The following is a 21,224-nucleotide window of genomic DNA, read 5'->3' as shown; positions in this document are numbered from 1 at the left end:
GTATTTATCTAAACTTGTGTTAAGATCTTTTTCTAATTTATAGGGATAATTTTAGATATTTCAAGTGCAAGTAATAACTAATTATAGCTATTTAGCTCTACAAAATATTTAGCTAAAGTAAAAGCCAACTGACAAATTCAGCTGGCTTTACTTGTTTGTTAATAACAAACGATATAATTATTGATGTGTCAATTAGCCTTGACGTTGTTTGTGTTTTGGATCTGTACAAATTACACGAACCACACCATGACGACGTACAATGCGACAATTACGACACATGCGTTTTACTGAAGCACTAACTTTCATTTTAAACCTCAAAAGATTAAAATTAGATAATTGTCGACCTATAGTTAACAACTATCGGCTTTGGTTATATATTAACGCCAATTTGAACGATATTTATCAAGGTTCGACTCTTTTAAGATTTTACCAAATTTATTGGACATCATTTGAGACTGAACTTGACCGATAAAGTCCATAACTACCACAACTACGATAAGAATTGATGTACCACCAAAACTACTGTTAAAGTTGTAGAAGAAACGCATAAACTCAGGTGATAATGCAATAATCGCTAAGTATAGACCACCTAACAGCGTAACACGTGTCATAATGCGGTCTAACAGTTTCGCAGTTTGCTCACCTGGACGATTGCCAGGAATAAAGGCACCCGATTTTTTCAGTTGCTCAGCTGTATCTTTCGGATTATACTGTAACGCAGTATAGAAAAATGCGAAAAAGATGATTAGCGCAGCTAATAACACCATCTGTAACGGTTGGCCAGGATACAACATGTTACCAATTGTTGCCATAGTGTCAAATTTTGCACCTAGGCTTGTAACAAAAGTAGTGACAAACGCAATAATTGATGATGCGAAAATTGCTGGTACAACCCCAGCCATATTCACTTTAAATGGAATATAAGAAGGAGCTGCTTGTTGGTAACGTCCACCAATCATTTGATTACGTTGTGCATATTGAATAACAATACGACGTTGTGAACGCTCAACAAATACTACAGCGTAAATAATAATTAAAGTAACAGCAGCAATTGTAAATAGTGTTAGGATACTAATACTATCTGTACGCGCTTGCTCTAGAATACCCATAATCGCACTTGGTAAACCAGAAACGATACCAGCGAATACGATTAATGAAATACCGTTACCAATACCTCTTTCTGTAATTTGTTCACCTAACCACATTAGGAATAATGAACCTACAGTTAAAGATACTGAAGCAGTAATAATAAAACTAATACCTGGATCAGGTACTAAGTTTTCGGCCATATTCGGTAGAGCCGTACTAATTACAATTGATTGTAAAGCGGCTAGCACCAGCGTAAAGGTACGCGTGATTTTTGAAATCTTACGTCTACCCATTTCTCCTTCTTTTTTCAGTTCAGAAAGAGATGGTAAAAACGTTGTAAGAAGTTGTACCACGATTGAAGCTGAAATGTAAGGAGTAATCCCTAGAGCAAAAATAGAAGCACGTTTTAATGCACCACCACTGAATGTGTTCCAGAAATTTAACGCTGTACCAGAACCATCAGCAAAAGACTGAGCTAATACTTGCGCATTAACTCCCGGTACAGGAATAAATGTCCCGATACGGAAGACAATTAATGCTCCAAGTACAAACCACAGTTTCTTGCGCAATTCTTGCATTGGTGTGAGTTTAGATCCTTGGATACCTGGTTTAGACATAGCTCACCTTGTAAATAATATAGAAAAGGGAATCTACTTGCTACAAGTAGATTCACTTTTCGTTGGAATGCGTTTTTTTATTAAGCTTTTTCGTAAGAACCGCCAGCAGCTTTAACTAATTCTAAAGCTGCTTTAGTAATACGTACATCTACGTGATCACCAGCTACTTGTTTAAACTTAATATTTACAGGTTTTGTCACGTTACCAGATAAGATAAACTTAACGTATTTAGTATTACGACGTAATAAACCTTCAGCTTTTAAGCTTTCAAGAGTTACATTAGTATCTAATACTTTGTTTAGATCACTTAAACGTAATTCTTCTGATACTAAAGCCATACGTGAAGTAAAACCAAATTTTGGTAAACGACGGTATAAAGGCATTTGACCACCTTCGAAACCACGACGAACACCGCCTGATTTACGAGCGTTTTGACCTTTGTGACCTTTACCAGATGTTTTACCAAGACCTGAACCGATACCACGACCTAAACGTTTAGGTGCAGTTTTTGATCCAGCTGCAGGGCTTAAAGTATTAAGAGTTAAACCTTTAGTCATTCTATTATAGCTCCTCTACTTTAACCATATAGTAAACTTTGTTTACCATACCACGCACTGCTGGAGTATCTTCTAACTCAACTGAGTGACGGATTCTACGTAAACCTAAGCCTTTTAAAGTAGCTTGGTGTTTAGGTAAACGACCGATTGAACTTTTAGTTTGGGTTACACGGATTTTTTTAGTCATCTTAAATTACCCCAAAATTTCTTCAACAGTTTTACCACGTTTTGCAGCAACTGCGCTTGGTGAGCTTACAGCTTCAAGTGCTTTAATAGTTGCACGCACCACATTACGTTTGTTAGTAGAACCGTATGCTTTAGCTAATACGTTGTGAACGCCAGCTACTTCTAATACAGCACGCATCGCACCACCTGCGATGATACCTGTACCTTCTGAAGCAGGTTGCATGTACACATTAGAACCTGTGTGAGAACCTTTAACTGGGTGGTATAACGTAGTACCGTTTAATTCAACATGAATAAGGTTACGACGAGCTTGTTCCATTGCTTTTTGAATTGCTGCTGGAACTTCTTTTGCTTTACCATAACCGAAACCTACGCGACCTTTACCGTCGCCTACTACAGTAAGAGCAGCAAAACTAAATACACGACCACCTTTTACAGTTTTAGAAACACGGTATACGTTAATTAGTTTTTCTTGCAGCTCGCCTGCTTTATTTTCTACATTCGCCATTTGTTATTGACTCCAATTAGAATTTAAGACCAGCTTCACGAGCAGCGTCTGCTAATGCTTTTACACGACCGTGATATTTAAAACCTGAACGGTCAAATGCGATTTTGCCGTCGAAGTTATTGCTTAATAAACGTTCAGCTACAGTTTTACCGATTAAAGCTGCAGCTTCAACGTTACCAGTGTATTTTACTTGAGAAGCTAATGCTTTCTCAACAGTAGATGCAGATGCTAATACTTTAGCTTCTGGAGAAATTACTTGCGCATAGATGTGGCGTGAAGTACGGAAAACTACTAAGCGGTTCACACCAAGAGTTTGCAAGTGTTTACGTGTGCGAGTTGCACGACGAATTCTAGCAGATTTTTTATCCATGGTATTACCTTACTATTTTTTCTTAACTTCTTTAATACGCACCACTTCATCAGCATAACGTACACCGTGACCTTTATAAGGTTCTGGTTTACGGTAAGCACGAATGTTAGCAGCTTCTTGACCGATTAAATGTTTGCTAATACCTTTTAATACGATATCAGTTTGTGTAGGACATTCAGCTGTAATTCCATCAGCTAAAACGTGCTCGATTGGGTGAGAATAACCTAAAGATAGAGTTAATACTTTATCTTTAACTGCAGCACGATAACCCACACCATTTAATTTTAATGCGCGAGTGAAGCCTTCAGAAACACCAACAACCATGTTTTGGATAATTGCACGAGCTGTACCAGCTTGGTTAGATGATACGCCTTGCTCTCTGCCTTCCCAGTTGAAAGATACTAGACCGTTTTCTACTGTTACAGCAACTGCTGGGTTTACATTAAAATCTAATTGACCTTTTGGTCCTTTTACTGTTACTACTTGACCGTTAACATTTACTTCTACGCCTGAAGGAATGCTAACTGGTGTTTTTGCTACACGAGACATTAGAACTCCTTAATATTAAGCTACAAAGCAAATGATTTCACCGCCTAAGCCTTCTTTACGAGCTAGACGATCTGTCATAACACCTTTAGAAGTAGACACGATAGCAATACCTAGTCCACCCATAACTGTTGGTAATGCATCTTTACCTTTATAGATACGTAAACCAGGACGGCTTACACGTTTGATGCTTTCTACAACAGCTTTACCTTGGAAGTATTTTAATTTGATTGTTAATTCAGGTTTAACAGAACCTGTTGTTTCATAAGATTCGATGTAACCTTCTTCTTTAAGCACTTTGGCAATCGCCACTTTTAGCTTAGAAGATGGCAAAGTTACAGTTTCTTTTCTCGCAGCTTGACCGTTACGAATACGGGTTAACATATCTGCGATTGGATCTTGCATACTCATTTGCTTGTCTCCGATCTAAAATTTATATATTGTAAAAGTGGAAATTACCAAGAAGCTTTACGAAGTCCAGGAATCTCACCGCTCATTGCTAATTCGCGGATTTTAGTACGACTTAAGCCGAATTTACGTTGGTAACCACGTGGACGACCAGTGATCGCACAACGGTTACGTTGACGGCTTGGGCTTGAATCACGTGGTAATGTCTGTAATTTTAATACAGCATTAAAACGATCTTCATCAGAAGTTTCTGGCGAATTGATTAGAGCTTTTAGCTCTGCACGTTTCGCAGCATATTTGTTTGCTAATTTCACACGTTTAACTTCACGTGCTTTCATTGATTGTTTTGCCATGGGTATACCTTACTTATTACTTGCGGAATGGGAAGTTAAATGCTTCTAAAAGCGCTAAACCTTCTTTATCATTTTTAGCAGTAGTTGTAATAGTGATATCTAAACCACGAAGACGATCGATTTTATCGTAATCGATTTCTGGGAAGATAATTTGTTCTTTGATACCCATGCTGTAGTTACCGCGTTTATCAAATGATTTCGCAGATAAACCACGGAAGTCACGAATACGAGGAATAGCGATGTTTACTAATTTATCTAAGAAATCGTACATACGCTCGCCACGTAAAGTAACTTTAGCACCGATAGGATAACCTTGACGGATTTTGAAGCCAGCAACTGATTTACGCGCTTTAGTCACTAATGGTTTTTGACCAGAAATTGCTGTTAAGTCAGCAACCGCGTTTTCTAAGATTTTTTTATCTGAAATTGCTTCGCCCACACCCATGTTCAGGGTAATCTTCTCGATTCGAGGGACTTGCATGACAGATTTAAATCCGAATTGGCTCTGTAATTTGCTTACCACTTCATTTTTGTAGTAATCATGCAGTTTCGCCATCATTAACTCCGATTTGTTTTATTAAAAAAAATTATTTAATAGTTTCACCAGTAGATTTGAAGAAACGAACTTTTTTGTTGTTTTCAAATCTAAAACCTACACGGTCAGCTTTTTGTGTAGATGGATTCCAAATTGCAACGTTTGAAGCGTCGATAGGAGCTTCTACGCTTGTACGGCCACCTTCAAGGTTTAATTGAGGGTTTGGACGCTCGTGTTTAGTTTTTAAATTTAAACCTTCAACGATTAATTTACCGTTAGGTAATACTTTAGTTACACGACCACGTTGACCTTTACCAGCTTTTTCGCTACCTACTAATAGTACTACTTCGTCGTTTGAACGAATTTTGTTAGCCATTTCAAATTCTCCTTATAGTACTTCCGGTGCTAGTGAAATGATTTTCATGAATTTTTCTGAACGTAATTCACGAGTTACTGGTCCGAAAATACGAGTACCGATTGGCTGTTCTGTAGTGTTGTTTAGGATAACACATGCGTTACCGTCAAAACGAACTAAAGAACCGTCTGGACGACGAACGCCTTTCTTAGTGCGCACAACAACAGCTTTTAGTACATCACCTTTTTTAACTTTACCGCGAGGAATCGCTTCTTTTACAGTTACTTTAATGATGTCACCAACAGCCGCATATCTACGGTGCGAGCCACCAAGAACCTTAATACACATTACGCGACGTGCGCCAGAGTTATCAGCCACAGTCAGCATACTTTGTGTTTGGATCATGTTAAGATGCTCCGCTTAAAATAATGAAACAACATCCAATATTAACTTGTAATTATTATCTCTTAACCTAGACACAAATAAAGCCTTGCTAGCTTATTGCACACAAAGCTCATTATTAAACTCGTCTATGTTTTTCTACAGCAATATCGGACAAATTAATGATAAATTACTAAGAAACAAAGGACTCATAGTCCTAGGATCAATCTATTTAATCATAGAAAGACCGAGTTATTATAACATAACAAAAAGAAAAAGTGCAAGAATTTTTATTAATTTTCTTGCACTTTTTTCATTAAATTTATTTAGGTTAGATACTCTAAATTTATTATTCAAAGTTGTATTTTTTGGCAATGCGTTTTAAAGCATCTACCACTTCTTTACCGTGTTTTGGATTATTGATTGCATATTCTACGAAAGCATCAAAGTAGCCAATTTTTGAACCACAGTCAAAGCTTTCACCTTGCATTAAGTAAGCATCAACTTCTTTATCAGCAATAAGCATATCAATAGCATCTGATAATTGAATTTCACCACCTACACCAAGTGGAGTTTTTTCAATTAGAGGCCAAATAGCCTTATCAAATACATAGCGACCTACTACTGATAAATTCGATGGTGCTTCTTCAACACTTGGTTTTTCAACAATGCGTTGGATTTTTGAACAACCGGTTTGTGCAAACTCTTCATTATCTGTAATTTGCACAATACCATAGTTAACTACATCTTCTTTAGCTACAGGAGCAACAAGAATTTGTGATTTACCAGTTTTCTCAAAACGTTTAATCATTTCAGCTAGGTTTACCGCTTTTTGGTTAGCCGTGAAATGTGCTAATAATACATCTGGTAATACAACGGCAAAAGGTTCATTACCCACAATTGGACGCGCACATGCAATTGCATGCCCTAAACCTAGAGCTTGACCTTGACGCACATGAATAATGGTTACTCCTGGAGGTGTAATACTACGTACTTCTTCAAGAAGTTGACGTTTTACACGTTTCTCTAGCGTAGTTTCTAATTCAAATTGTGTATCAAAGTGATTTTCAATTGCGGTTTTTGATGAGTGAGTTACTAATACAACTTCTTTAATTCCAGCTGCCGCACATTCATCCACAATATATTGGATCATTGGGCGGTCAAAAATGTTTAACATTTCTTTTGGAATAACTTTAGTCGCTGGTAACATTCTCGTACCTAAACCAGCAACGGGAATTACAACTTTCATGTCATATTCCTTATAAATCTAATAATCTTCAAAACACAAATAAATGATCTGCATATCTTTATCTTTACTAAGATATAGTTACTTTAATACTATTCATCTATTTGTAGTGTATAAATCAAAGTATTTTGATAGTTGTTAAGCTTTAACTATTCAGCCGTAATTGCTTTACTGATAAGATCAACCATTTGTTTCACTAATTGCGGATTTTCTTTTGCTTCCACATTTAGACGTAGTAATGGTTCTGTATTTGAAGTACGGATATTAAAACGCCAATCTTTAAATGCATAGCTAATACCATCAACTGTACTTTCTTCTTTTTCTTGCTCAGCAAATAATGCTTTTACGCGTTCAATAGCTTTTTGTGAATCAGCAACTTTAAAGTTGATTTCGTCTGAACATGGATATTTTTTACGCATATCCGCAACAAATTCAGAAAGATTCTTTTGTGATTTTTGTACTAATTCAACAATTAGTAACCAAGGGATCATTCCTGAATCACAGAAGTAATAATCACGGAAATAATGGTGCGCACTTAACTCACCACCATATACAGCGTTATACTCGCGTAATTTACGTTTAATAAAGCTATGTCCTGATTTCGACAATACCCCTTTACCACCATTACTTTCAATGATGTCTACGCTATTCCATAATAGACGTGGTTCATAAACGATCGTTTCACCTGGATTTTTAGCTAAGAATGCTTGCGCTAAAAGACCACAGATGTAATAACCTTCGATAAACTCGCCTTTTTCATCAAAGAAGAAGCAACGGTCGAAGTCACCGTCAAAAGCAATACCAATATCAGCACCAACTTCACGCACTTTTTGCGCTGTTACTTCTCGGTTTTCTACTAATAGTGGATTAGGAATACCGTTCGGGAAATTACCATCTGGTTCTGCAAATAAAAACTCAAAATCTAAATTTGCCTGATGTTGACGTAAAAGACCTGCAATATATTGTACAGTTGCACCTGCAGCACCGTTACCAACATTAAAGAGTAATTTTAATTTACGTGGACGTTTAAAACCATCTACATCAACAAAACTTAAAAGTTTTGAAACATAATTCGCACGTAAATCTACTTGCTCAACTTTACCCGCTTGCTCGGCTGGTTTAAAGTCATTAGCAATAATTAATTCTTTAATTTGCGTTAGACCAGTATCAATCGACAAAGGTACTGAATTTTTACCAACAATTTTTAGACCGTTGTAGTCTTTTGGGTTATGAGAAGCTGTTACTTGAATGCCACCATCAGCTTCTAAAAAGCTGGTTGCAAAATACACTTCTTCTGTACCTGTTTGACCAATGTCCACGACATCACAACCCATTTCCACTAAACCTTTAGTGATTTGCGCTTTAAATTCTGGTGACGTTAAACGGATGTCACTACCGACAACTACTTTTTTCGCATTAAGATAAACAGCTACAGCTTTACCAATGTTGTAAGCTAACTCGAATGATAGTTCATCACCGATTTTTCCGCGAATATCATATGCTTTAAAGCAACTAAAATTAAATTCAGTCATGGTGTTACTTTAGGAAAATCTTGTCATTTAAAATAAATGACCTATTAAACAAACAGTGGGGAGTACCTATTAGCTAGCTTTCCCTAACTGACCATCATCATTATAACAGCAATTTACTAATTTTTGACCAATAGCTGTACCAAATCTCACATTTTTGCAACTAAGATCACATTTTTTATCGAAATTATGATCGCGAACTACATTTTAGTATTTATAAGTAAAGCCTAGGATTAACCTAGGCTTTACTTAATTATTTATCATTTTGTTCATCGTTAACAATAGAAACTAAATTGTTTTGTGGCGCTTCTACAACAAAGCAAACATAACTCGATGATACTTTAGTTACTTTAATTTCGATATCACTATTGATACGAATCTTTTGTCCTACTTTACGCTTTAATAACAATTTCGTCATACTATTGTCACTTATAAAATGGATTGATTATTAAGTTATTACAGTAAAGTTTTAACGTAAGCTTTACAATTTTCTAACTCAGCTGCAACTTTATCTTGTTCAGTGTATGAACCCATAGCTTGTTCAGGTTTACCACCACCTTTACCGCCTAATTTACCAGCTAATTCGCGAACTAAATTACCAGCGTTAATTTTGTCGGTTAAACCTTTTACCTGTACTAATAGGTTATGCGAGCCTTGATCATTAGTATTAGCTAATACAAATACCGCATTGCCTGCAACACGATTAGCCATATCAGCAGCAACCGCTTTCAGACCTTTAACATCAAGATTTTTCACTTCAACAAAAACTAAATCAGTATCACCGACTTTTTCACTTGCAGCTAATAATGAATTTACTTGTTGCAGTGCTAATTCCTGTTTTAAGTTATCTAAAGCTTTTTCTAACTCTTTGATCTTGCTTTGGCTAACTAATACCGAATCTACTAATTCACCACGCGGTTTAACAGCCACTTCGGTTAATTGACGGATTAGTTTGGTATCTTCTTGCATGTATTGTACAGCTAAGTCACCAGCTACATACTCTAAACGTCTTACACCAGCAGCAATACCAGCATCAGAAAGAAGTTTAAATAGACCAATTTCACCTGTAGAAGCTACGTGTAAACCACCACATAATTCAATTGACCATTCAGACATCATAACCACACGCACTACATCACCATATTTTTCGGTAAATAATGCTTGTGCACCTAATGCTTTAGCTTGATCCATAGTCATTTCTTTAACAACTACAGGGTGATTTGCACGAATGTGTTGATTTACTAAGGCTTCAACTTGTTGCATTTGTCCAAGGGTTAAAGCTTCAGGGTGACTAATATCAAAACGTGATACACCGTAAGTATTTAATGAACCTTTTTGATGTACATGTTCACCTAATACTTCACGTACAGCTGCATGTAATAAGTGAGTTACTGAGTGGTGTAAAACAATCGCTTTACGACGAGCAGCATCTACTTCAAGATCTACTAGATCTCCTACTTTTACTTGACCTGCAACTACGTTACCATGGTGACCTAAAGCTAGAGCATATTTTTGCGTATCGGTTACATCAAAAATGAACTCATCATTTTTAATTGTCCCAGTATCACCTACTTGACCACCAGATTCACCGTAGAACGGAGAAATATCAGTAATAATTACAGCCTCATCGCCCGAAGATACAGCTTCTACTTCTTTACCATTTTGATAAATTGCGGTAACTTTACCTACTGATTGTAATGAGCTGTTATTGTAGAAGTCATAAGCAGTAACTAAATCTGTTTTAATTACTTCACCGTAATTAGCTTTAAACTTACTTGCAGCTTTAGCTAGTTTACGTTGTTCTTCCATGCACACTTCAAAACCAGCAACATCTACTGTAATTCCTTGCTCTTTACACATGTCTACAGTAATGTCGAGTGGGAAACCGTAAGTATCTAGTAACGTAAATGCTACGTTACCAGCTAATTCTTGTTTACCACTTGCTTTTAAGTTAGCAATTTCATCATTTAAAAGGTTTGTACCACGTTCAATTGTACGTGTAAATTGCTCTTCTTCTAAGCGTAAGATTTTAGTAATAAATGCACGTTTAGCAGGAGTATCTAAGTATGCTGCAGCATCTTCCATTACGTCGATTACGTTATCAACTAATTTATGGAAAAACGCTTGTTTAGCACCTAAAAGATAACCGTGACGTACTGCACGACGAATAATACGACGTAATACATAACCACGACCTTCGTTTGAAGGTACAACACCATCACCTACTAAGAATGTACATGCACGAATATGGTCAGCAATTACATTTAGAGATTTACGGGTTTGTGGATTGATTTCAATACCGATAACTTCAGCAGCACGTTTAATTAAGAATTTGAAAACGTCAATATCATAGTTTGAGAATACGCCTTGTTTAATTGCAGCAACACGCTCAATACCCATACCAGTATCAATACATGGGTGAGTTAGGCGTTCCATAGTACCATCTTCATGACGGTTGAACTGCATAAACACGATATTCCAAATTTCGATAAAACGGTCACCATCTTCTTCTGGAGAACCTGGAGGACCACCCCAAACTTCAGGACCGTGGTCGTAGAAGATCTCAGTTGATGGACCACATGGACCTGTATCAGCCATTTGCCAGAAGTTATCAGAAGCATATGGAGCTCCCTTATTATCACCAATGCGGATAATTCTTTCTTTTGGCACACCGATTTCATTTGCCCAAATATTATAGGCTTCATCATCGGTTTCATATACTGTTACAGTTAAACGATTTGGATCTAAAGCTAAGTTATCTTTACCTGTTAAGAATTCCCAAGCAAAACGAATAGCTTCATGTTTAAAATAGTCACCAAATGAGAAGTTACCCATCATTTCGAAGAATGTGTGGTGACGAGCTGTAAAACCTACGTTTTCTAAGTCGTTGTGCTTACCACCGGCACGTACACAACGTTGTGCTGTAGTTGCACGTTTATAAGCTCGTTTTTCTAGACCTAAGAAAACGTTTTTAAACTGGTTCATCCCAGCATTAATAAATAGTAAAGTTGGGTCGTTTTCTGGCACTAATGAACTAGAGTCAACAACTTGATGCCCTTGACGTGCAAAATAGTCCAAATAGCCACGACGAATCTCTGCTACTGATTTTAATGAACTCATAATATCCAATATAAAAAATAAACAAATTGCGGTTAAATTAGCCTTAATTAAGTAACTTAAATCTACGTAAGTTCTTAAGTTAAATAATTAAGAATAATTACGCATTTTTTCTTAGTTTAATACTGCTCATTTTACCACAAAGCCCTATTTTTAACTTTAAAATCCATAGATCTCGACATAAATTGTAAGTTTTTGTCAATCGTCAATGAGTAGTATATTAAAAATAAACGTAACCCGTGATCTTCTGTAATCTAACCTTTAACAAGCAGCAATAAGAAAAGTGCCACACCAAATAATTCAAATAAAGCTCAAATGAAAAAAGAGCCGCTAAATGCGACTCTTTTTCCTATTGTTAAGAATTATTTTTTCTTAGCAACTTTACCTTTTTTATCTAATTTAGCATGAGCTTCAACTAAAGCTTTGTTTTCTTGAACAACACGTTTGAATGTTGTTGAAGCTGTAAAGTGTAATGTTACAGTTTCTGGAGAAACTACTGAAGCTTTAGGATCTTGTGGAGTACGGTAAGTACGAGATGGACGGTATTTAGTTGTGAAAGTACCTAAATCTTTAACACGTACTTTTTTACCGTTTAATAAAGCAGCTAATAAAGCTTCTACAACTAAATCGTATGCTTCTTTAGCAGCTGTTTTAGTTAAAGTACGTAACTCTTCTCTTGAAGCTGTTGCTAATTTTTCCATTAATAAATCAACAAATTCAGAGTTTGTTAGTAATTCGCCGATAGCTAAATTTTCTTTACTCATAATAAGCACCTTGAAAATATAAAATAAAAGGGAAAGAAAAGTTATTGCAAAATCTAATCTACTTCTGTAGACTAACTTCCGCTATTAAAAAAGAACCTAAATTTAAAATTTTTAACGTTTGTTTTCGTATTGCGTACGTAAAGCAGCAAGTAATCTTTTTTCAGAATTTAACACTTGTTTCGCACGCTGACTTACTGTAAACAGCACACCTACATGCGAAGGTGCAATAGATTGTTTTCCTGATAGAGGATTAGTAAATTCACGCTCTGGACGATATTTCGTTTGAAAAATACCAAAACCATTTAAGCGCATTTTATGTCCTGAAAGAATTACTTCTCTAATGGTATCGATAACTATTTCGAAGAACTCACGTGTTACCACTTCAGTTCCTGCAATTTGTTTTAAATGACGATAACCACTTTTACCGTAATACTCTTTTAAGAACTTTACAAATTCTTTCGTATGTAAAGTTTCATGTAAGTTAAATTCTTGATCGCTCATATAACTGCTAATAGTACTTAACAATCTGTGATTTAGAACGTAAGAGTAAAGTTGACAACTTAAAGCAATTTACCTAATTTAAAGCAGTTAAACTGAATCGAAATAGCTAAACTAACTCTAAGTGCAATTTCTAAGCAGCAAAACTTTTATTAAACTTGTACTAATTTTTTAGTCACACCATCAAAGATGGAGACTTTAAACCTAGTAATAGCCTAAGAAAATGCTTTTTTTGCTTATCAATTTTATATCTTTATTTTAAACGTTTTAAAATAAAAAAACGATATTTTTTTATTCTTTATATAAGGTTTTTCTTAGAGTTTAAGAATAACTTTTACAGTCAACGCTCTTATTTGCCGAAAATACAGCCTAAACTCCTTAAATTTATTTATAACCACTTAACTATCAGTTAAAACCTTAACCTTAAAAATCAATAACTTACAAAGCAAACTTAAAACAAAAACCTACAAACTTTAGATTTTAGCCTGCTAACTAACTAAACTACTCTAATCATTAACAAGCGCTTATAGTTTTCTAGGGCATCCCCCTAAAAAACAACAATACCCACACTATTAACTAAGACATTGCTCTATTTTAACAAAACATTTTGCCCTATTTAGAGTATTTTTTAGAAAAAATAGCGCCTAACAAGAGATTATTTTCACGATTTTCTCCTGTTAGGCGCTATTCATAGCTTGTACCTAAATAAAAATAAATTAAAGCTTAATATCTATTTGCTTGCGATAAATTATCTAATCAAGCAATCATTCAATAGGCAACTACAAAACACTAGCTAATTAAGCATTCAGACTAGTTAATTAATTTTAAGTTAAGCGTAGATTATTGAGTTAAGCATAAAGCATTAAGCATTACTTAATCCATCTAAGACACCTGATTGTAATAAATAAAGAGCCAGCACTGAAAAGCTATTTACTAAAATGTGCAAACCTATGTTTACCCAAATATTGCGATATCTATAGTAGATAAAACAAATAATCACGCTCATTCCCAAATAAGCATAAATATTTTTAATATCATCTATTACATGTAGATAGGCAAAGAGAAATGCAGATAGTGCATAACCCCAAATCTTACCGCGGCATAAGTATGAAATAAAGTACTTACGTAGCAATAACTCTTCAATAATCGGTCCTAAAATGCTTATATAAATAATAAACCAAATCGAACCATCAAAATAGTTCCATAATTCAATAATTTTTTGTTGATTTTCAGGATCTACTTCTGGACTTATTAAATTTATTAACAGATTAACAACAATTATAAGAGAAAAGCCTAAGAATATAGCATTTCTAAAATCTCTGGCATTCATCTGTTTATCTGGAATAGTATCTAAACTTTTAGCAGGTACTTCTAAAAGATAGTACATGAGCAAAATCCCTACAACCAAGAAAAAGCATAAAGCTTGTGGTCGCGGCACGGTATCCATAGCTAGGTTAAGACCTACACCCTCACAAGCTAGAAAGATAAGCGCAATTAAAATGAACAACGAAACTTGGATTAATATTTTCTTAATCCTTGAAGATCCGTGATAGTCAATTGTTTGTCTCCAAAATGGAGATGGTTTAGCAGATTGCATTTTTCCTCTTTTATTTAGGTAGAACCTAAAAGTATTTCTTACATTAGTAGCTCAGTATAGGGATTCCCAAAAAATATCAATTTAGTTATCACTATAAATCATTAAAAAACAAGATCTAACGATCGATTTTAGAGGTTTTTACCTGCTATTAAACTAATAACAGGTAGGTGTTGTTAAAATGCGATATCGTCTTGATTTTTAATCAATATGATTGATGAGACTTTATCAATTTTGGGAATCCCTACCAGTACCTTAAACCAGTTACTTTCTTATACAACCTAAGCCACAGATATTATCTGTGGCTTAAGCAGTAGAGCAAATTAAATTTTATTGTGCAGCTTGGTTATTAATCCATGCAATAGCATTATCTAAACGAGCTAATACTTGCTCTTGACCTACAAAAGCACAAATAGCATCGATTGATGGACTTTGACCAACACCTGTTACCGCAACACGTAATGGCATACCAACTTTACCCATACCTAATTCTAATGCTGTTGCTGTATCTTGCATTACTTGGTGTACAGCTTGGGCATTAAATTCTGAAGCAGGGATTTCAGCTAAATTAGCTTTAAGTGCTTGTAAAACTTCTACACTCTTCAGATGTTTTTTCGCAGCAGCTTCTTCTAATTCAGTTACCGGTTGGTAAATATATTTAACTTGTTCAGCTAATTCTTTTAAGGTATGACAACGTTCTACGTATAGTTGTAATACTTGCGCAAAAGGAGCTAAAGCATTACTTTCAACATCATAGTCAACAAAAGCTTTTACTTTAGTTGCTAAATCAGCTGGAGAAAGTTCACGCATATAGTGCTGGTTTACCCAATTTAATTTTGCATAGTCAAATGAAGAAGGATTTTTACTTACATTTGTAATTTCAAAGAATTTCACTAACTCTTCACGACTAAAGATTTCTTGATCTCCGTGACCCCAACCTAAACGTGCAATATAGTTAACAATAGCTTCTGGTAAGTAACCATCTTCTTTAAATTGCATTACATTAACTGCACCATGACGTTTAGATAGTTTCTTGCCGTCTTGACCGTTAATCATTGATACGTGGGCATAAGTAGGAACTGGAGCTCCTAAAGCACGTAATACGTTAATTTGACGTGGGGTATTATTAATATGGTCTTCACCACGAATTACGTGCGTAATTTCCATATCCCAGTCATCTACTACTACACAGAAGTTATAAGTAGGAGTGCCGTCTGTACGCGCAATAATAAAATCGTCTAACTCTTCATTATTAAATGAAATAGAGCCACGAATAGCATCCTCAAAAGTAACTACACCAGTCTCTGGATTTTTAAAACGAATACAGTGCGGTTTACTTGGATCTTGTTCATGCGCACCTAAATGACGACAACGACCTACGTATTTAGGTTTTTCCTTATTTGCTTCTTGAGCTTCTCTATCTGCTTGTAATTGTTCTTTTGAGCAGTAACAACGGTAAGCTGTACCTTGTTCAAGCATTTGATCGATTACTTCTTTGTAACGATCCATACGTTGAGATTGGTAATATGGACCTTCGTCATAGCCCATGCCTAACCATTCCATAGCTTCAATAATAGCCGCAGTAGCCTCTTCTGAATTACGCTCAAAATCTGTATCTTCTACACGTAATACGAACTCACCATGATGATGACGAGCATATAACCAAGAGTATAAAGAAGTACGAGCCCCACCAATGTGTAAAAAACCGGTTGGACTAGGAGCAAATCGGGTTTTAATTTTCATAAATCAAATAAAAGTATAATTAATCAATTTCAATAAAGCTTATTCGCATCTATTCTAGCTGCTATTTAATACTAAGTACATATGACCTAACATTAAATAGCAGGCTCAAACACTAGAAATAGGTTTATGCGATACCGCTAAAATTATAACACTTCGCTAGTTTAATCAGATACAAATCTTACAAAATTTTATAAATTCTTAGCAAAAGTTAAGAGCCATCTTATATGCAGATGGCCCTGATTCGTTAATAGATTTACAAGTATTTTTATTGGTTGTACTATCGTTTGTAGTGCTAAATACATGAATACACTAAAAAGGTTGTCTGAAACCAAATAAAAAAAATCACAAGTAAATCAAATCATAAAGATTATTTCTTATTGTAGGTAATATTAGCGTTTGCACCTAGTTCTTTTTGTTTAACTTCTTCTTGATAATCTTGCGCGCTTACCTCTAAGCTAGCTTGATCACTTAATGAAAGTTTATCTGTTTTTAATTTAGCCTTAGCTGCTTCTAGACTTACTTGGTTATGCACTTCTGTATTTTGTGAATTAATTTCTAAATCTCCTGAACTACTAATCGTAGCTCCATTAAGTACAACATTACCACCAGAAATCTTTACATTGCCGCCAGAAATAATGCTACCGCCTTGAATATTCACGCTACCACCGCGAATATTAACGCCTTTACCTGCGCTAATGCTTGAGTTCTTAATTGCCGCTAAATTTTTTGCCTGAATATCAGCTTGATTACTTACTTGTACTTTTTTGTTTTCAAGGGTCACATTTGTACCATGTTGTTTAAAGTTTTCATTACTTTGCGTAAGATTATTATTCTGAGACATTTGTGCTCCTTAGTTTGTTAGATTGAGTTTTTTACTTTTACCATTATAAAAGATAGTAAGAGCTTTGTAAAAGTAACTCGACAAATCAATACCTTTTCTTAAATAAATATAGGTCTAATAACTCAAAGTTAAAGAATAAATTGCCCAAAACTATTCACTAGTAAGACTTAATAAAGTTTTATCTGCTTTTAAAATAAGAAAATAATTCTCTAAGCCGCTTCTTTGCTTAATCAGTAAAAGTTTATATCACCCCAAGGTATGTTTTTCACTTCCTAGACTGATTTTTTTACTATAATGAAGCACGTAAAAATTTCCCTTAAACAGCTTTAAATCTCATTATTTTAGACTTGGCTAATGAAAAAACGCAACTCATCGTTTTTAGCCGCAAACAATAAAAAGATTTCATTTAAGAAAAAAGAACGTAAAAAACAACACTTACCCCCATCGTTTTTGCTTAAATTGGTAAAACGTTCGTTTTTAGTGCGTTCTTGGTTAACTTTCTTTATTGTTGGCATCCTTATGGCAGTTGTTTATTTTCATATTTTCTATTTACAGATTTATGAAAATAAAAAATACGAACTGTCATCTAATAACAACTACATTAAAATTATCCCGACCCCACCATCACGCGGTATTATTACCGATCGTAATGGTATCGGATTAGCAGTAAACCATTTAGAATATGGTTTATATATACTGCCAGTTAGTGCACGTAAAACTCGTGCCGATTTTGAAAAATTACAACAAATTATTCCTCTGACCGAAGAGGATTACAATCGCTTTTTAGATAATAAACGTAATAATATTTTCCGCGCTCCAACCTTACTAAAAAGTAATTTAACGCAAGAAGAAATTGCCAAAATTATGGTGAATAAATATCGCTTAGACGATATTAGTATTGAGCCAGTTTACACTCGTTATTATCCTTTTGGCACTATTATGCCTCATGTTCTAGGCTACGTAGGTTCGATTAATGATCGTGATTTAAAGAACATTAAAGAACTTGACGAAAATGAACAATCGAATTATGCCGGAACTTCGCAAATCGGTAAAATCGGTCTCGAAAAATATTACGAAAAATCTTTACTTGGGACTGTGGGCTATCAATCTGTTGAAGTGAACTCAACCGGAAATATCATTAAAACCATTGAAACTAAAGATCCAGTTCCTGGTGATAATTTACGTCTAGCTATCGACTTACCTACACAGATTTACTTACTAAAACTTCTAGGAGAAGAAAAAGGCTCGATTGTGATGACTAATCCTCAAACAGCCGAAGTGTTAGCCATTGTAAGTAAACCAGTATACGATCCAAATCTCTTTGTTAAAGGTATTAGTGGTACTGATTATCGTAATCTTTTAAACGATCATGATCGTCCTTTATATAACCGCGCTACCATGGGGATTTACCCACCAGGTTCAACCGTTAAGCCTTTTGTATCATTTACCGGTCTTGAAAGTAAGTTTGTAACTCCAAGTACAACTATCTACGATCCAGGTTATTGGATTTTACCGCGTACCCAACAAAAATATCGTGACTGGTTAAGAACAGGTCATGGTACGGTAAACATGCACAAAGCTATTGTTGAGTCGGTAGATACCTACTTCTACGATTTAGCTTATCGTATGGGTATTAATAAAATGGCGAGTTATATGACTCAATTCGGCTTTGGACAAAAGACTGGTATCGATATTTTTGAAGAATCAAGCGCAAACTACCCAACCGAAGAATGGAAAAAAGCACGTTTCAAACGAGATTGGTTACAAGGTGATACTCCCCCAGTCGGGATTGGACAAGGGTATTTTACTGCGACGCCAATTCAATTAGTGCATGCTTTAAATACGCTTATTAATCGTGGTAAAGAACAAGCCCCGCATTTACTTTTAACTACGAGTAAAGCTAATGCGCAACATCAAGTTAATTTAGTAAATGACGTACCTGAAACTAAACGTATTTTTACCGATTCTCCTGAATATTATTGGGATACGGTTCTTAAAGGGATGTACGGAGTAAACCACGAACGTACAGGTTCGGGCTGGCGAGCATTTAATGGCGCAAAATATACTTCGGGTGGTAAATCAGGTACGGCACAAGTGTTTGGTTTAAACGGTAACGATTACCAAGCTAGCGCGCTGAAAAAAACTTTACGAGACCACGCTTTATTTATTGCTTTTGCGCCGTTTGAAAATCCACAGGCTTCTGTTTCGGTTGTAGTAGAAAACGGGGGAGGTGGTGGTAAGGTCGCCGGTCCTATTGCTCGCGCAGCATTAGACTATTACATTTTGCACCGATTACCACGTCTTGATCCTAGTCTAACTTGTAAACAAATCCAAGACTACGCAATCGAAGATTTACAAGAATTAGGTTACACCATTGACAATTATGACAATGTAATTGATTTACAACAATTATCAATTCCAGGTACTACTTGTCAAACTAACCAAAACTACACTAATGAACCTAGTTCTTTAACTCTACAAAATTTTAATGGCACTATTCCACAGGATAAATAATGAATTGGTTACAAAAATATTTAAAGGTTTTTGCTAACCTTGATTTGTTAACAATCTTCATTATTACCGCCTTAGCTTCTTATGGAGTATTAATGGTCTTTTCGGCAACTAGTGGTGATGTCGGATATATGGATCGTAAAATACTCCAAGTTGCTTTAGGTCTTGGAGTAATGCTGATTGTTGCTAATATAAAGTACTCGTACGTACAAAGTTTAGCTCTACCATTTTTAATTTTTACAGTCTTCCTTTTAGTTTGCACCGTACTCTTTGGTGTAACAAGTAAAGGAGCAACGCGTTGGTTAAACTTAGGGTTTACCCGTTTCCAACCTTCCGAATTTGCTAAGCTTGCAGTCCCTATTTACTTATGTTCGTTTTTAGGACAACTAGATAGTAAATTGAGCTGGCCCGCTTTAATTATTTCAGGGGTTGCGGTTGCTGTACCTAGTGCTCTAGTTTTAGTGCAACCGGATCTAGGAACAACTATCCTAGTAGCTTTATCTGGATTAATCGTTATTTTCCTTGCTGGTTTATCATGGCGGATTATTATCCTTGGCGTAATTTTTGTGCTAATTATGGCTCCGTTGTTTTGGGAGTATGGAATGCATGATTACCAACGCACAAGGGTTTTAACTATCTTAAATCCAGATTCAGATCCACTAGGAGCTGGTTATCACGTTAATCAATCAAAAATAGCTATAGGTTCGGGCGGCGTTTCTGGTAAAGGTATTCTTCAAGGTACTCAAGTACAATTAAACTTTTTACCAGAAGCTCATACAGATTTTATCTTCTCGGTATTAGCCGAGGAGTTAGGTCTGTTTGGAGTAACTGTCCTCTTTAGTTTGTTTTTCTTGCTGATTTTACGCATGTTCTGGTTAGCTACTATTGCTACTAACCGCATGGCAAAGCTCCTTTGTGCTTCACAAGGCTTTATTTTCAGCATATATGTAATTGTAAACGTGGGTATGGTTTCTGGTCTCTTACCAGTCGTAGGTGTACCTTTACCTCTGGTTAGCTATGGTGGGACTAGTTTTATTACTTTATGTATTACTTTTGGTTTAGTAATGGGAGTATTTAAACAAACCCAACGTGAGAAAAATAGCTTTAAAAACTCGGTAACAGGTTAGTCTTCTTTCCTACAGTTATTTCATAATCGAACGCAATTTATTAGCATTTGTAAATATTTTATAATTTGCCTAGATCTTTATGCTTACCCCTTGATTAATCTTTTAATTTCTTGCTGAATTATGATAGAATAAGCAACAGCAAGTACTCATAATTAGGTATTAATAATGCAAACGCAATCAGGCTTTATTCAAGAAAAAAAATATTTTGACGATAAAAACTATCACACGGTTTTTCTCGTTCTGGTGACTACACCATTAAAGAAGCTGAAGCTTTAGAAAACTATGGTTCACGTTTAACCCGTTTAGCCAATGGTACAGTTGAGCCAGAAAACGAAGTAGAAAAACACTT

The 21,224-nt window shown here is 35.4% G+C and carries 23 protein-coding genes and 1 pseudogene; 3 read left to right on the top strand and 21 right to left on the bottom strand.

From position 1 onward, the window contains the following. Positions 1-192: 192 nt before the first annotated feature. The 21 genes from rpmJ to CKF58_RS02905 form a co-directional block, all read right to left on the bottom strand. Complete coding sequence (gene rpmJ, locus CKF58_RS03005; RefSeq protein ID WP_119530812.1) at positions 193-306, bottom strand: 50S ribosomal protein L36; 114 nt, start codon at positions 304-306, stop codon at positions 193-195. Between the two features lie 71 nt (positions 307-377). Further along, positions 378-1,706 (bottom strand): preprotein translocase subunit SecY, encoded by a 1,329-nt coding sequence (secY, locus tag CKF58_RS03000; RefSeq protein ID WP_119530809.1) that lies wholly within the window; start codon positions 1,704-1,706, stop codon positions 378-380. Between the two features lie 80 nt (positions 1,707-1,786). Then, positions 1,787-2,263 carry a 50S ribosomal protein L15 gene (gene rplO / locus CKF58_RS02995; protein ID WP_119530806.1) on the bottom strand — a complete coding sequence of 159 codons (477 nt, stop codon included), beginning with the start codon at positions 2,261-2,263 and terminating at the stop codon, positions 1,787-1,789. A gap of 4 nt (positions 2,264-2,267) precedes the next feature. Next, a complete protein-coding gene (gene rpmD / locus CKF58_RS02990) occupies positions 2,268-2,450 on the bottom strand; it encodes a 50S ribosomal protein L30 (protein WP_119530804.1) in 183 nt (60 codons plus the stop codon). A gap of 6 nt (positions 2,451-2,456) precedes the next feature. Next, on the bottom strand, positions 2,457-2,957 hold the full coding sequence (gene rpsE / locus CKF58_RS02985; protein ID WP_119530802.1) for a 30S ribosomal protein S5: 501 nt from the start codon (positions 2,955-2,957) through the stop codon (positions 2,457-2,459). 16 nt (positions 2,958-2,973) lie between these two features. Next, positions 2,974-3,327, bottom strand: a complete 354-nt coding sequence (gene rplR / locus CKF58_RS02980) for a 50S ribosomal protein L18 (protein ID WP_119530800.1) — start codon at positions 3,325-3,327, stop codon at positions 2,974-2,976. Between the two features lie 12 nt (positions 3,328-3,339). Next, complete coding sequence (gene rplF, locus CKF58_RS02975; protein ID WP_119530797.1) at positions 3,340-3,876, bottom strand: 50S ribosomal protein L6; 537 nt, start codon at positions 3,874-3,876, stop codon at positions 3,340-3,342. A gap of 15 nt (positions 3,877-3,891) precedes the next feature. Then, positions 3,892-4,284, bottom strand: a complete 393-nt coding sequence (gene rpsH / locus CKF58_RS02970) for a 30S ribosomal protein S8 (RefSeq protein ID WP_119530795.1) — start codon at positions 4,282-4,284, stop codon at positions 3,892-3,894. 44 nt (positions 4,285-4,328) lie between these two features. Then, positions 4,329-4,634, bottom strand: a complete 306-nt coding sequence (gene rpsN / locus CKF58_RS02965; protein ID WP_119530792.1) for a 30S ribosomal protein S14 — start codon at positions 4,632-4,634, stop codon at positions 4,329-4,331. Positions 4,635-4,650: 16 nt separating this feature from the next. Then, on the bottom strand, positions 4,651-5,190 hold the full coding sequence (gene rplE / locus CKF58_RS02960) for a 50S ribosomal protein L5 (RefSeq protein ID WP_119496844.1): 540 nt from the start codon (positions 5,188-5,190) through the stop codon (positions 4,651-4,653). Positions 5,191-5,221: 31 nt separating this feature from the next. Further along, positions 5,222-5,545 (bottom strand): 50S ribosomal protein L24, encoded by a 324-nt coding sequence (gene rplX, locus CKF58_RS02955; protein ID WP_119530789.1) that lies wholly within the window; start codon positions 5,543-5,545, stop codon positions 5,222-5,224. A 12-nt stretch (positions 5,546-5,557) separates the two neighbouring features. After that, positions 5,558-5,929: a 50S ribosomal protein L14 gene (rplN, locus tag CKF58_RS02950; protein WP_119530786.1), complete on the bottom strand. Its 372-nt coding sequence runs from the start codon at positions 5,927-5,929 to the stop codon at positions 5,558-5,560. A gap of 325 nt (positions 5,930-6,254) precedes the next feature. Next, positions 6,255-7,154, bottom strand: coding sequence for a UTP--glucose-1-phosphate uridylyltransferase GalU (gene galU, locus CKF58_RS02945; RefSeq protein ID WP_119530783.1), 900 nt, complete (start codon positions 7,152-7,154; stop codon positions 6,255-6,257). 146 nt (positions 7,155-7,300) lie between these two features. After that, complete coding sequence (locus tag CKF58_RS02940) at positions 7,301-8,683, bottom strand: phosphohexomutase domain-containing protein (protein WP_119530781.1); 1,383 nt, start codon at positions 8,681-8,683, stop codon at positions 7,301-7,303. A 250-nt stretch (positions 8,684-8,933) separates the two neighbouring features. Then, positions 8,934-9,098 carry a carbon storage regulator gene (locus CKF58_RS02935; RefSeq protein ID WP_119530778.1) on the bottom strand — a complete coding sequence of 55 codons (165 nt, stop codon included), beginning with the start codon at positions 9,096-9,098 and terminating at the stop codon, positions 8,934-8,936. A 38-nt stretch (positions 9,099-9,136) separates the two neighbouring features. Next, positions 9,137-11,800 (bottom strand): alanine--tRNA ligase, encoded by a 2,664-nt coding sequence (gene alaS, locus CKF58_RS02930; RefSeq protein WP_119530775.1) that lies wholly within the window; start codon positions 11,798-11,800, stop codon positions 9,137-9,139. A gap of 359 nt (positions 11,801-12,159) precedes the next feature. Then, the gene (locus tag CKF58_RS02925) at positions 12,160-12,561 is read right to left on the bottom strand and encodes an HU family DNA-binding protein (protein ID WP_119530772.1); all 402 of its coding nucleotides are present in this window, start codon (positions 12,559-12,561) and stop codon (positions 12,160-12,162) included. A 111-nt stretch (positions 12,562-12,672) separates the two neighbouring features. After that, positions 12,673-13,062 carry an HU family DNA-binding protein gene (locus CKF58_RS02920; RefSeq protein ID WP_119530769.1) on the bottom strand — a complete coding sequence of 130 codons (390 nt, stop codon included), beginning with the start codon at positions 13,060-13,062 and terminating at the stop codon, positions 12,673-12,675. Positions 13,063-13,921: 859 nt separating this feature from the next. Further along, the gene (locus tag CKF58_RS02915; protein WP_119530767.1) at positions 13,922-14,656 is read right to left on the bottom strand and encodes a CPBP family intramembrane glutamic endopeptidase; all 735 of its coding nucleotides are present in this window, start codon (positions 14,654-14,656) and stop codon (positions 13,922-13,924) included. 327 nt (positions 14,657-14,983) lie between these two features. Further along, complete coding sequence (gltX, locus tag CKF58_RS02910; RefSeq protein ID WP_119530764.1) at positions 14,984-16,396, bottom strand: glutamate--tRNA ligase; 1,413 nt, start codon at positions 16,394-16,396, stop codon at positions 14,984-14,986. 367 nt (positions 16,397-16,763) lie between these two features. Further along, positions 16,764-17,237, bottom strand: coding sequence for a hypothetical protein (locus tag CKF58_RS02905; RefSeq protein WP_119530761.1), 474 nt, complete (start codon positions 17,235-17,237; stop codon positions 16,764-16,766). 354 nt (positions 17,238-17,591) lie between these two features. Here CKF58_RS02905 and mrdA point away from each other — a divergent pair, with 354 nt between their 5' ends. From mrdA to maoP, 3 genes and pseudogenes are all read left to right on the top strand, one after another. Further along, entirely contained in the window at positions 17,592-19,751 is a 2,160-nt protein-coding gene (mrdA, locus tag CKF58_RS02900) for a penicillin-binding protein 2 (RefSeq protein ID WP_119530758.1), read from the top strand. Then, positions 19,751-20,875 (top strand): rod shape-determining protein RodA, encoded by a 1,125-nt coding sequence (rodA, locus tag CKF58_RS02895; RefSeq protein WP_119530755.1) that lies wholly within the window; start codon positions 19,751-19,753, stop codon positions 20,873-20,875. Before mrdA ends, rodA begins: the two co-directional genes overlap by 1 nt. Before the next feature lie 165 nt (positions 20,876-21,040). Beyond that, positions 21,041-21,224 (top strand): annotated as a pseudogene (maoP, locus tag CKF58_RS08365) (DUF413 domain-containing protein); the annotation flags it as partial.

Origin of the sequence: Psittacicella hinzii (assembly GCF_003585935.1) — a bacterium.
Taxonomy (GTDB): Bacteria; Pseudomonadota; Gammaproteobacteria; order Enterobacterales; family Psittacicellaceae; genus Psittacicella; species Psittacicella hinzii.
The sequence above is the reverse complement of the archived record's forward strand: the minus strand, read 5'-3'. Positions and strand labels throughout refer to the sequence as shown.